The 11,854-nt window shown below is 60.9% G+C and carries 10 protein-coding genes and 3 pseudogenes; 3 read left to right on the forward strand and 10 right to left on the reverse strand.

Annotated features, from left to right (window positions below; translation table 11 throughout):
• Positions 1-173 precede the first annotated feature (173 nt).
• From G3436_RS05660 to G3436_RS05705, 10 genes and pseudogenes are all read right to left on the reverse strand, one after another.
• Positions 174-713: a DUF4376 domain-containing protein gene (locus tag G3436_RS05660; protein ID WP_163942277.1), complete on the reverse strand. Its 540-nt coding sequence runs from the start codon at positions 711-713 to the stop codon at positions 174-176.
• Entirely contained in the window at positions 683-883 is a 201-nt protein-coding gene (locus G3436_RS05665; protein ID WP_163942279.1) for a hypothetical protein, read from the reverse strand. The genes G3436_RS05660 and G3436_RS05665 overlap by 31 nt, the downstream gene beginning before the upstream one ends.
• 9 nt (positions 884-892) lie before the next feature.
• Positions 893-2,439 (reverse strand): annotated as a pseudogene (locus G3436_RS05670) (phage tail-collar fiber domain-containing protein).
• Between the two features lie 8 nt (positions 2,440-2,447).
• The gene (locus G3436_RS05675; protein WP_163942282.1) at positions 2,448-2,972 is read right to left on the reverse strand and encodes a phage tail protein; all 525 of its coding nucleotides are present in this window, start codon (positions 2,970-2,972) and stop codon (positions 2,448-2,450) included.
• A pseudogene (locus G3436_RS05680) lies at positions 2,965-4,139 on the reverse strand (baseplate J/gp47 family protein). Before G3436_RS05680 ends, G3436_RS05675 begins: the two are co-directional and overlap by 8 nt.
• Positions 4,136-4,453: a DUF2590 family protein gene (locus tag G3436_RS05685; RefSeq protein ID WP_163942285.1), complete on the reverse strand. Its 318-nt coding sequence runs from the start codon at positions 4,451-4,453 to the stop codon at positions 4,136-4,138. Before G3436_RS05685 ends, G3436_RS05680 begins: the two are co-directional and overlap by 4 nt.
• A pseudogene (locus tag G3436_RS05690) lies at positions 4,453-6,436 on the reverse strand (phage tail tape measure protein). Before G3436_RS05690 ends, G3436_RS05685 begins: the two are co-directional and overlap by 1 nt.
• Before the next feature lie 42 nt (positions 6,437-6,478).
• A complete protein-coding gene (locus G3436_RS05695; protein WP_163942288.1) occupies positions 6,479-7,237 on the reverse strand; it encodes a hypothetical protein in 759 nt (252 codons plus the stop codon).
• Positions 7,238-7,350: 113 nt separating this feature from the next.
• Complete coding sequence (locus G3436_RS05700; protein ID WP_163942291.1) at positions 7,351-10,041, reverse strand: toprim domain-containing protein; 2,691 nt, start codon at positions 10,039-10,041, stop codon at positions 7,351-7,353.
• Positions 10,042-10,050: 9 nt separating this feature from the next.
• The gene (locus G3436_RS05705; protein WP_163942293.1) at positions 10,051-10,266 is read right to left on the reverse strand and encodes a hypothetical protein; all 216 of its coding nucleotides are present in this window, start codon (positions 10,264-10,266) and stop codon (positions 10,051-10,053) included.
• Positions 10,267-10,355: 89 nt separating this feature from the next.
• Between G3436_RS05705 and G3436_RS05710 the strand changes: the two genes are divergently transcribed.
• The 3 genes from G3436_RS05710 to G3436_RS05720 all read left to right on the forward strand — a co-directional run.
• On the forward strand, positions 10,356-10,592 hold the full coding sequence (locus tag G3436_RS05710; protein WP_163942296.1) for a helix-turn-helix domain-containing protein: 237 nt from the start codon (positions 10,356-10,358) through the stop codon (positions 10,590-10,592).
• Positions 10,593-10,612: 20 nt separating this feature from the next.
• A complete protein-coding gene (locus G3436_RS05715) occupies positions 10,613-11,131 on the forward strand; it encodes a WYL domain-containing protein (protein WP_163942298.1) in 519 nt (172 codons plus the stop codon).
• A gap of 6 nt (positions 11,132-11,137) precedes the next feature.
• Positions 11,138-11,854, forward strand: a 717-nt coding sequence (locus G3436_RS05720; protein WP_420801175.1) for a phage integrase, incomplete at its 3' end; no start/stop codon positions are given.

An 11,854-nucleotide genomic window follows, 5' to 3' on the forward strand; every position in this document is an offset into this window, starting at 1 on the left:
CTGCTCAGCGCTGGCTCCGACCGGCCCCGGGGCAGTAGTGGCCAGCCCGTCGAGGCCTTTAATGCGCAGGGCAGTGCTGGCCAGCTCGGCGCCGGCCAGGTCCTTGGCGTCAGCCAGGTCCGCCATCCAGCTTGTGGCCTCGGCCGGCCACTGCATTCTCACCGGGGACCAGGTCATTGCGCTGGGCGCTCCCAGTGAATCGCTTTCATCCTGGGCAAGTCCAGGGCGGCCAAGGCCTCGTCCAGTTGTTGCTTGAGCGTGTTGGCGTGCTGCAGCAACGTCAGCTTGTGGAGTGTGAGGTGGTCAGAGGCCTGACGCAGCTGCTCCGGCGTGTGCGGACGGAAGACCTTTGCCCCCTGCTCGTCACGGCACGGATACGGCATTTCGAGCCCGCGCATTGCGGCACCCAACAGGTTCAACTGGTCATCCCACTGGGTGGTGTAGAAGTGCGGGCTTCCCAGGGCATCAGACCAGAAGCCCGCCATGATGGCGGACTCACAATCTCTATTGATCGCATCGGTCTGCTCGCGGTGCAGCGCCGCAAGCACCTTCGGCACATCATCCACCCAGTCACCGTTTTTCCATACTTGCCCTGGAGCAGGAACCTCCAGCGTGTAGCCAGTCGGCAATTGCCCATGGCGCTCAATGTGTAACGGCTCACCAGTGCGGGTGTCGTAGGCCGTCAGGCCGTTGTAGGAATGATCAGGGACCATTTTTCGCCATCCCAGTGAGCCACTTTGCCCTCGGGAATAGCGGGGGGTGCAATCTCAACACAGCCACGCGGAATCAACAGCACACCAGGTTCAAGCGGAGATCTATCAGCGATAGCAGTACCGATAAAGATCCCTAAGTTGTCGGTTTGGTAGACGGTTTCATGGGTCATCGATGGGCCTCAGTATTTGATGCAGACCAGGACGGCAATGTTGCGTGACCGTGCCTCAGAGCCGCCTGACGAATTGATGGTGAGGGTGTGGACGTGAGCGCCTGCAGCCAAAGTGCCGACGTCAGAATCTGGTTGCTGACGGCCGCCAGATCCACTATCCACACCACTTACAAGGGAGCCACCGGTACTGTCGAAGCCCATGGCGATCCAACTGCGGATGTTGTGTGCGTGTGAGCCTGCCGACCCAATGCTGCCGGTGTGGATGTGGGCCGCGTTCTGAGAGCCTTGCCCCGAGGCAAAGTCGCGGGCGACATCGACGCCACGCCCATCGTCCCAACCGCGCAAGAACTCGCCTCGGGCGTCAGGTAGATTGAAGGTGGTCACACCGTCGCCTTCGCCCCAGGTGGTGCCTATGCGGTCGAACAGCTCTTTGTATGCCGTACGAGAAACAGCCGCACCATTGCATTTCAACCAGCCCGCCGGCGCATTGGTACACGCAAAATGGGTGATCTGCCCAACGTGCTCATAATTCACCTGCAGGATGCTTTGGCGTACCGCTTTGGTAGTTGCCAGGATCTCGCTGCTGTCCGTCGTCGGGTCATCGCTCTTGGCATTGGGCAGATTGCCCAGCTTCACATCATCCTTCGTAGTGCTGCGCGCCCGCAGGCCCACGTAATCCCCATTCCTGGCCGCGAAGTGCTCGATCAGCGCCCCACTGATCGGTTGGAAGCTACGGCGATCGTTGATGATGCTGCTGCTGGGCAGGTCGGCCAGCGGGACCAGGTAATGGCGGACGCCGAGGCTGTCGCTGTAGTCGACCAGGTCGTTGCCCCACACCACTTTCCAGTTCGTGACAACGTCGCTCAGCTCACGTTGAAGCCACACCTCCAGCCAAGCAGTCGCAGGGAGCGCCGGGGGTACCACGGGAGACGACACACTTTTCTCCAGGCGAATGCCTTCGACATAGGCCAGCCCGGGCTTCAACTGATAAGAGCCTGCCGTTTTCACCAGTTGCAAGGAGTCAGCGAAGAATGTCGCCCGGCCGTAGACATCGCGGTTGCTTCGGCGCTCGCGCTCGTCGATCCCCGCCAGGCGCACGGTGAAGTCGTGCTGCCAGGTACTGGCATCGATGGTGATGCCCGTCAGCGCCTGAGCGCGTCATAGGCCACCAGGAAGTTGCGGGTGATGTTGTTGCCCACCTGCAGCGGCGGGATGTTGCGCCGCTTCTGCTGCAGCGGCACGTAAGCCACGGCAAACAGCACGCCTTCTGCTGTCTCCAGGCCGATCCAGTTGAAGTCCCAATCGCCCACGTCGGACCCAACCTGCAGGCTGTACACAACCTGGTTGGGGTTGACGAACCCGGCGTTGTTATCGGGAATCTCGGCGGCGTACACGATCCGGGCGCTGGCAGGTTTTCCCGCTGCTCGATCAACAGGGGCGGAATGATCCAGCCCGGGCACATTGGCGAAGACGAAGCGCTGCACGTCCAGGGTTTCCCGGGCGGCATGCTTCTGGGCAATCAGGCTTTCGCCGGCAAGGGTGATGCTCGCTCCCACGGGAACTCCTACAGGCTGGCGACCAGCGTCTGCTGGTCGTCGTTGAATTCGACCAGGGCAACGCCCATGGCCACTGGCGTGATGGTCACGAAGTCATAACGGCGACAGGTGCGCCCGTACTGCTGAATCAGCACGCGCAGCAGCTCGGGGTTCTTGGCCAACTGGGTGTTGCTCAGCTGCAGCAGCACCACGTCCCAATCCCGATCGGGGTGGCGCTCCTCGATCTCGGCGTAACCCACACCCAGGCGCACAAGGATCCGCTTCATCCCGGCGATGCTGCCGGCGTCCACGGAATTGATGAAGGCGTGCTTGACGCGCAGCCGGTACAGGCTTTCAGGTTCGCCCTTGAAGCGGGTGATATCCCGTTGCCAGGCCAGCAGGTCCAGGATCGTGATGTGGCAGCTTTCGGCGTCGAGCTGCAGGAGCGGCCAACGCAGCCATTCCTCGACCTTTTCCCACCAGGCCTGGCAGGCCTGCTTGAGCTTGGTCAGTTCGGTACCCGCCAACCAGAATTTGAGGTCGAGCTTAATCATGGCGCACCACCTGCAGGCTCTGGATGCGGGGAATGCTCAGTTCAGACACGATGTCGGTATTTTCGAAGTCCAGCGACTCGATACCGGCGAACTGCAGGTGCAGCTCTTCCCCGAGGCGGCTGAACGAAAACCGCGACTGTGGGTAGGTCAGCGTCGGGGTGTAGTCGCGGGTCGTGCTCTCGCGGAACGCCGTGCGAATGAACTGTTCCACGTCGCTCTCCAGCGCCTGGCGCTGCTCGGCGGTGAGCGACGATCGCGGCCAAATCTGCACCTGCAGGTCGTGGAACGTCTCCGGCATGACCATCACCAGCATGTCATCGCCATGACCGTGGTTGCCCTGGTCGCGAATGTGCGTGTTGATCTGCTCCAGGTACGCGGCCGCGGCACACCGGCATCGAACAGCACAAAGGCGTTGGCACTGCCTGGCCCTCGCGGCGCGCCGTGCTCGAAGTAGACCCCATCCGGCCGCACGCCCGGAAAGGCCGAGATCATGGCCCGGTACACCGCATCGGTGTGCCACTGATTGACGGCGCTGAACTGATTGCGCACGCGCAGGCGCAGCTCGTCGTTTGGCTCGGGATCCGCACCAGGTGAGGCCAGCCAACCGTCGACGTTCACTACCTGGGCAATGCCGGGTACCGGCGCCGGCAGGATCGCGTAGTACCCCGGGGCCAGGTTGAAGCCTGACCCGGTGTCGACCGCTTCGGCCTCGATATCGAGCTGCATCAGCCCATCAGTGAACAGCCCGTCGGCTACCGTGACCAGCTGGTACACATGGCCATTGATCGGCGGCGACTGCACGACAGTACGGGCTGGAACAACCAGGACGCCGCCGGCGGCCGTGCGGGTGAACAGCAACGAGCCTTTGGCCTTGGTCTCGCCTTTGCGCTCGACATTGACCGCCCACGCCAACATGTCCAGCCAGGCATCCTTGGCGGTCTTGACGAAGAAGTTCGGCAGTACCGTGGCGACGAAGAAGTCGAGAATCCACAGCACGGGCTTGGTTACCAGGGCGGTGACCACCCGCCAGAAGGGCGAGTACGAGCTGGTGTTGCTCAGTTTGCTACCCTGGGCAGCCACCTCGGCCTCCCACGCCTCGCGCAGCCCGGCTTCGGTAGTCGGGATACCGGCGTCGTTCAGTGCCTGCTTGAAGTCCACGTCGCTCACAGGGCCACCTCGATCACGCCGAACTCCAGGGTCGTGGCCGTCACCAGGTACTGACCGGGTTCCAGCTGGATGATCTCTACGGTACCGGGCACCAGGCGCGCGTCGTCCTCCACCAGCAGCTCCAACTGCTGGATGCAGTCACGCTGCTTGAGTCGGTCCCGTTCGGCCACCAGTGTCACCAGCAGGCCGCTGTCCCGAATCATGTGGGCAATGTCCTGTGCGATGCTGGCCCGGTCCGAGATAAGTTGTGGCTGACGCGAAGGGTCCAGCACCAGGTCGTTGTCCTGGATCAGCAGGTCGATGTACTCGCTCATCAGCCCACCGCCATCGACATCATGTTTTCGACTTCCAGCGGGGTCACTGGCTTGCTGGTGTAGATGTTCACGTTCTCCGCCTTTTTGCTGCCGGTGGTGTTCTGGTTGGTTGTGTTCTGGATGCTGGTCAGCAGGCCCCCTGCGGGCACCGCATTGGGCCGCGCCGGGGCCAGGCTGGGGATCGCTGAGTTGATCGTCTGCTGGGCTCGCTGCGCAGCGCTGGCGGTCTCGCCGGCAGTCATGGCCTGCTCGGCCCCGGGAATCGCGGGCATGTCGCCCAGGCGGGTTTCGATGTTCACGCCGGGGATCTTGTTGATCAGCTCGATCAGACCGTTGATTGCGTTCTGGAAGATCGAGACGATGCCGTCCCAAGCGGCCTTGGCCATGCCCGACCAGCCGCCCATCGACGTGAACCAATCGGACAACGCCTGCAGTTGGGCGCTCACCCACTGGAACGCTGCCGTGTTCATCAGCGCCGCCACCAGCTCGTCCCAGTACACGACCATTGCTACTACTGCAGCGACCAGGGCCATAACGCCCAGGACAACGAGCATCACAGGGTTGGCCGACATGGCCACATTCACCAGCCAGATCACCCCCTGCCAGGCGAGCATTGCGCCCTTCACCAGGCCCATCCATGTGTACATCAGCGCCAGGCCAACGATGAAGCCGGTGATCATTACGGTGTGGAACAGGAACATCGCGATCGAGCGGAATCCGGTCCAGGTCAGCACCTTCCACACGTGATCAGTGACAGCCACACGGTTTTGCTCAGGCCCACGGCGAACGTCAGCAAGCCCATACCCGCAGCCATCCCGAGGAATGTCAGGGTCAAGATGCCGATCAGGCGTGTGATGTTCGGGAACAGCTGGGTCCACCGGGTGAGCGTGCTGGCGATACCCACCAGGCGATCCATCAGCGGCGTCAGCGTTGGAATCAACGCCTGGCCAAAGGCAATGCGCAGCGCCTGGACAGCAGAGCCAAACTGTTGCCATGGGTCCACCATGGCCTTGGCCATCTTCTCGGCCTGCTCAAGGCCGCGGACTTTGCCCAACTGGTCAATACCGTTGCGCAAGCGGCCGGTGTCCTTGGCCAGGGCGGCGATCACCTGGGCGCCTTCGCCGCCGAATGCCTCGGTCAGCTTGGCCCCGGCCGATGCACTTGTGAGGTCGCCCAACTTGCCCTGCAGCTTGTCCATGATCTCCAGGATCGGCAGCGCCTTGCCCTGCTGGTCGGTGAACTTCATCCCCAACTTGTCAGAGGCGGCGCCCATGTTCTCAAACAGCGCTTTGTACCGGCCGCCGGCATCGCCACCTTCCATTGTGCTGCTCAGCGTACCGATCACTGCCATCTGCTCGGCCATGTCCACGCCGGCAGTGGAGGCCAAAGCCCCAACCTCCTTGAAGGCGTCCTTCATCTGCGCGCGCTGGTGCGGAACAGCTGCACAGCCAGGGCCGTCTGGCCGCCGAGTTTCTCAACCCAGGCGCCCTTACCCATCGCGTCGGCCTGGCCTTTCTGCAGGTTGTAGAGCGTACCCACATACTCGGTCATGGTCGCAGCATCGTCCTTGGTCGCCTTGGCCACCAGGTTGCTGACGTTGGTGAAGGTCGCCAACTGCTCGCCGGCAAGGCCCTTGATGGCCCCGTCGATCTGGTAGGCCGAGGCAACGAAGGCCTGGGCGTTCTCACCGTAGTTTGTGGAAAACTCCAGGGCCTTGGCGTTCAACGCGTCCAAGGCGTCCTCGGCCACGCCCAGCGATCGGACCTCGCCCAGGGCGCGGTTCATCTCCAGCGCCGGTGCCATCGATGCATTGATCCCCACGAAACCGCCCGTGATGGCGGCAAGGCCCATCCCCATCTGCTTGGTGTTCGCCTCGCTCTGGCTGGCCAAGTCGGAGAAAGTTGTCTTCACCTTGCCCATGGGAGCGGTGACTTTGTCGGTCAAAGCCAGGATGAAATCCAGGCGAGAGGATCGGTCGGCCATCAGCGGTTAGCGGCCAGCGCCGTGGCCATGGTGCGAAGTCCGTTATTCATTGATCTTTCCCCCTTGAGCGACCAGGAACAGCTTGTCGTCATGCAGCACGAACAGATCGACATCAGCCAGCCGGTAAGCGCCGCCTGCACCGCCCTCAAGGACGTAGCGGTCCAGCGCCGCCCGAAAGCGGACGGGGAAGGGGTGGCCGATGCCGTTGCTGATGCACCAGGCAATCTGGTGGTGGTACTTGCTGTCCTCCCGGATGCTCGCGAAAAGCTGCGCCCCGGGGATGTAGCTGCGACCAGCCTTGAAGGCGTCGAACGCCAGTTGAACGGTGGGGTGCTTGAAGGTCTCGCCCTCAAGCTGGATTTCGTGCCCACCGATTCGCTCCAGGGCGAACGCTCGGAAGTCCCTCAAGACCAGGTGAAAGTTGGCGGTTGGTTGGTCTATTTGCATCGTTTCTCTCCTTGATGCGCTACGGCGCAGTTGGGTGGTTTCCCACCGGTTTTTCAGATGTGTCGCGTACACCCCCCAGTCATGTGGAATATCTGGAAGGTGCCTATGTAGCCCCGGCTCCAGGCCGCATGATTGCTGGGCTGAGGTTTTTTTCAGTCCTTCCAGCGGGGGTGGAAGGTAGTGGAAGGTCAAATTGCCACCGCTCGGCTGTAGGCCGCGCAGCGCTTGGGCTACAGCCGTTTCACGGAACAGCATCCAAAGTGGAAGGTTGGTGGAAGGTGGTGGAAGGAGATTTCTTCCAGCGCATTCCAGTGGCATAGGGCTTGCTGTAAGGCTGTAAGTATCTGTATTCATTTGACTATTCCCATTCCTTCCAGATATTCCAGATGATTCAAGGGATTACTCAGAAACCGATGCCTCACCCGGATACCCCTGACTCCAGAACTCTTACCCCCGCGCCGGCGGAGTCACGCACGCTTCTTGAACACCCAGCAGTTGAGTGACCGCTGCTCAATGCGGGAGTGGGTTTTCCTCGTCTCCAGGAAGGTGTGCGTGCGGCTTTGTTTCAGCGCCTTCTGCAGCAGGACAGTCGGGATCGCCTCCAGGCCAGCGGCACGGCATGCGGCTTGGAAGTGCTGGATGTTGATAGCGATCAACCCTTTGTCGGAGCTGTGATTCAGGGTCTCGCGGGTTTCCTGCCTGCGGCCGTCCGCGTCCTCGATCGTGATCACCTGCTCATTCAGGTAGTGGTAGGCCTGCCAGAACACAGAGGCCGTCTTGCTCTCTGCAGAGAGGGTCTGTTGCCGATCGAGGGCGCGGCTTTCCAGATGCTTGGCTAGGTTTTCCATCTGCCGATCAGTCCATGTTGGGAACAGCGGCTGGGTCGCTTTGGCCGCAGCCAGGATTGATGCGTGGACCTGGATGATTCGCGAGTGCTCCACTCCACCCATGGCCGTGAAACGCTGCTCGTACTCTGGATAGACTTTGAAGTACCGCTCCAGCCAGGCGCTTTCCTGGCACAGAACGGCGGGCAAGAAACCGGACAGCTGATCAACCGTCATGGCCTTCAAAGCGTTGGCCAGCTCTTTCAACTCGGGAGTGTGGCTGTCCCGAGTCATGTGGAAGTAGCCGATCCGGGTGATGATCGCCTCGGAGCCTTCCACCATGGTGTTCTGAGAAATGCAGATGGCTCCTCGGAAAATCAGGGCATCGGTGTCGCTGTTGCCAGTCTTCACGCCGGTGACGCGCAATTTGGCGTTGATGTCGAACAGCGATTTTATTTCGTCCCAGGCGTACTGCTGAACCACGGTTCGCCCCATGGAATCGGTGGTCTCCTTGTCGGACTCCAGGAGAACCACTGGCAGGTTGCTGACAGCCGAGAGCGAACGCAGTAGGCCGATCGCCGATGCGCCTGAACCGCTCGGCTTGATGCCTTCCTCGTTCTTGCGACCGACCAGGCGCCACAGGAAGCGGATCAGCGTCGACTTACCCGCGCCGGCATCGCCCGTCAGCTCCAGGAAGGCCCACCCTTGCTGCACGGCGCGGATCTGCTCTGCGAACAGGGAGCCAGTCCACCAGGCAAGGCTAGCTACGCCGTTCAGCCCGAACACTCGCTGGAAGTCGTCAAACCAGGACGGATCGAACGATTCGCCGCGGTGCATAGGGAAGCTGCGAGCAGACGTCTTCAAGCCCTGCCCCTTGATGTCGAGATAGCCGTGCTCGTTCATTTGCATTGCCTTGCCATTGTGGAAGCCGAAGCCTGGATAGCAGTACGCACCGGTGACTTCGTCGTAGCCCACAAAGGGCAACGTGCGAACTACATTGGGATTGCGAAGCCAGTCAGCCTTGAGCATGCCCAGGACCTTTTCCCCGCCCTCGAACATGCCGCCTGGGGTGCGCTCCAGAAGTGCCTTCGCGAAACCTCGGGGTTCGGTGATCGAGCTGGGGGGCAGAGGCTCCTTGCAGTTCAGCCGGCGGTTGGGGAACTCGAACTGGAAGAAGTAGCGTTGCTCCCCGCTGATCGCGTCCCGCTCCAGGTACTCGAACCGGGGAACGCAGTTGGCGACCTGGCTGATATTGGTGTGCTTGGAAAACTCGGTGCGGTACCCGCTCGGTGGGTCGCCAGCCTTGCGCGGCATGTCGTCCAGGTCCTTCTGCAGCTCGGAGGTGTTCACCCTGGCCGAGTACAGGCAACTCTCGAATTCGACCAGGAAGAAGGGGCGCGGCCTGCGGGTGTACAGCAGGTAGGCCTTCTTCATCGCTGAGGAGGCACAGAACAGTTGGCCTTGGTAAAGCGCCTCGGCCATGAACTCGTCGTCCAGCTTCTTCTCGCGGTAGACGTCGTCCCAGTCCTGTTCACCTGCGAGCGCGACCTGGCAGATCTCCTTCATGTTGGCCAAGCGGCCACGGTACTTCGGGATCACTTCCCGGCCGGCGCGGTCGTCATCGAGCGCGATCACCCATCGGACGCCTTTACCCTTGTTGGCCTCGATGATTTCCCAAGGGAAGTTGTTGCAACTGATGGCCGCGATCGCCTTGTAGCCGGCCAGCCAAAGCGCGATCGCGTGGAAAATTCCCTCGACGATGAACACCCGGTCGTCTTTCTCGTAGGTCTGGCCCTTGGGCTCCCAGCCCTTGCCTGCGTACTTCATGCCCTTGCGGATACCGGCCTTGTCGCCTTTGTTCGCTGCTACCGCACTCGCATCGATGATGCGCTCCCAGTAGCCGTCGCAAAGCTCGAAACGGACGGTCGCAGCGTATGAACCATCGTCCATTTGTCGACGCGCCTGCTTGTACCAGCCAGTGATGCGGGCGGTATCGAATCCACGCCCACGCTGCAGGTAAGCATCGGCTGTGGCGTTCGGGTTCTCGGGCGTCGAAGGGAAGCGCTGGCTGAGGTTTTCAAACAGGTCGCGGTAGCGATCGCGGGTCTTCTCCTCGAACTGGCATTCGTTCAAGCGGTTGCATTTGAGCTGGAATGGCTTCTCTTTGCTGATGTACAGGGTGCGCTCACCGCAACCTGGGCAGATGCCCTTGTTGAAGTACTTGGCGTTGGCGTCCTTGGGTTGGAACGACAGTTCGTGGTCGTGCTCGAGCGCCGGAATGACGTCCTCGAGGTAGATCCGGTCGAACTGGTCCTGGGTAATCCGTGCGCTCATCCCGTTCCCTTACTTGGCATTCGAGCGAGCACGTTCTGCTTGCTCAGCCGCTTCCATTGCGATGTGGACCAGATTGATCAACACCGCCGATTTGGAGCCTTCGGCTTTCGGGCGGATGAGATAGCGGCCGTGTTCGATCTCTCGGCGTATAGCCGAATCGGACTGGCCAGAGCGTCGAGCAAACTCCCCGACGGTGACGTAGGGCGTGTCGATGGTTATCTGCATTCTGATACCCTCTCTAGGCATATTGGGGATAAATGTTCCTTTGAGGGAACATTATTTGTTCCTTAAAGAGAACAAGTCAAGAGGGTGTGATGGATTTTCCAAAGAAGCTCAAAGCTATCCGGAAGGCTGAGGGGCTGACGCAGAGAGAGTTCTGCGAGGTCCTGCAATTCAGTGAAAGCACGTTCAGGAAGTACGAGGCAGGTTTCATCGAAGTAGGGGCTCCCGCCCTGCTGAAAATCGCGAATCACCCCCAGTTCAAGAAATACGCGCTGTGGCTTATCACAGGCGATACCGCGCCAGAGAGCGGTCAAATCAGCCCCATCTGAAACATTTACAAGGACGTCGTATGAGTAAGGAAATCCCTTCGTTTGCAGCCTCGATGGGCGGTGTCGCCGTCTTGGTTGTGCCTTTCCTGTGGTATTTCGACTGGGCCGGCTGGGCCTGGGTGGTCGCGGCTGTGATTGCTGTTGTGGGGGCGTTTGGATGGCTTTCCGAGACGTTGAAGCATCACCGTGCGACCAGAGAGGATTCGGACCTTTCTCATGCGGATAGCCAGGGTTCCTACAGCTCTGGATCTTCCGATGATGACGATCTGATGAGTGATGGTCGTGTTGTCTGGCAAGGAAGCCGTGAGATCAGTTTTGATTACCAGAGCTTTGGTGGTGATGGCTCTAGCCGAGAAGTGACCGTGCACAAGGTGGTCTCCAAGGGGCGTGGAAACAGTGACACGTACTTCCAAGGCCTTTGCCACCTGCGGGGAGAAACCAGAACATTTCGGCTCGATCGCATCAAAGGGAAAGTCGTCGATGCATCGACCGGTGAGATGGCGACCTTTCGACAGTTGTTCGAACTGAGTAATCGGTAAGCCTCAATGTCGATAAAGAAACTGGACGATGGTCAATGGTTGGTGGACTGCCGGCCAGAAGGCCGCAATGGGCCCAGGGTTCGCCAGAAGGTGCAGTCCAAGAACGAGGCGATGCACGTTGAACGCCGGCTGATGGGTGACGGTGCAAACGGGACTTTCGAGAAGAAGGCCAAGCGCGATGATCGTCGCCTGTCGGCCCTGATCGATCTGTGGTTCAAGTCGCACGGCTGCACCTTGAAGCGGGGCGAAGAGCGTCAGCGTGCGCTGGTGTCCATGGCTGAGCGTATGGGCGACCCCCGTGCTGCAGACTTTTCCACCACACACTTCACGCAGTACCGGGCTGATCGGTTGGCAGGCAAGTACGGAAGGGACTCGGCCGGTAGCGGCCGCAAGAAGGGTGAGCAGGCGAAGCCGGTAAGCGCCAACACCCTGAATCATGAGTTGGCCTACCTGCGCGCCGTGTTCAACGAGCTGGAGCGGTTGGGGGAGTGGAAGGGCGACAATCCGCTGAGCAAGGTGCGGGCCCTGAAATTCGACGAGACTGAGATGGCCTACCTGTCGGTGGAGCAGATCCCCCCGCTGCTGGCCGATCTCGATGCCCGGTCGGTAGCGGCGGGCCTGGTCGCTCGGATCTGCCTTGCTACTGGGGCGCGCTGGTCAGAAGCCGAAGGGTTGGCCGCTCGCCAGGTGCGGGGGGACTGTCAGATTTTTGTGTGCGGGCCG

Origin of the sequence: Pseudomonas brassicae, from assembly GCF_010671725.1 — a bacterium.
Lineage (GTDB): Bacteria > Pseudomonadota > Gammaproteobacteria > Pseudomonadales > Pseudomonadaceae > Aquipseudomonas > Aquipseudomonas brassicae.

Excerpts from the sequence above, each read along its gene's own strand:
- G3436_RS05710 (WP_163942296.1), top strand. The coding sequence starts at position 10,356 with ATGGATTTTCCAAAGAAGCTCAAAGCTATCCGGAAGGCTGAGGGGCTG.
- G3436_RS05675 (WP_163942282.1), bottom strand. The coding sequence starts at position 2,972 with ATGATTAAGCTCGACCTCAAATTCTGGTTGGCGGGTACCGAACTGACC.
- G3436_RS05705 (WP_163942293.1), bottom strand. The coding sequence starts at position 10,266 with ATGCAGATAACCATCGACACGCCCTACGTCACCGTCGGGGAGTTTGCT.
- G3436_RS05685 (WP_163942285.1), bottom strand. The coding sequence starts at position 4,453 with ATGAGCGAGTACATCGACCTGCTGATCCAGGACAACGACCTGGTGCTG.
- G3436_RS05665 (WP_163942279.1), bottom strand. The coding sequence starts at position 883 with ATGACCCATGAAACCGTCTACCAAACCGACAACTTAGGGATCTTTATC.
- G3436_RS05660 (WP_163942277.1), bottom strand. The coding sequence starts at position 713 with ATGGTCCCTGATCATTCCTACAACGGCCTGACGGCCTACGACACCCGC.
- G3436_RS05700 (WP_163942291.1), bottom strand. The coding sequence starts at position 10,041 with ATGAGCGCACGGATTACCCAGGACCAGTTCGACCGGATCTACCTCGAG.
- G3436_RS05715 (WP_163942298.1), top strand. The coding sequence starts at position 10,613 with ATGAGTAAGGAAATCCCTTCGTTTGCAGCCTCGATGGGCGGTGTCGCC.
- G3436_RS05695 (WP_163942288.1), bottom strand. The coding sequence starts at position 7,237 with ATGAATACAGATACTTACAGCCTTACAGCAAGCCCTATGCCACTGGAA.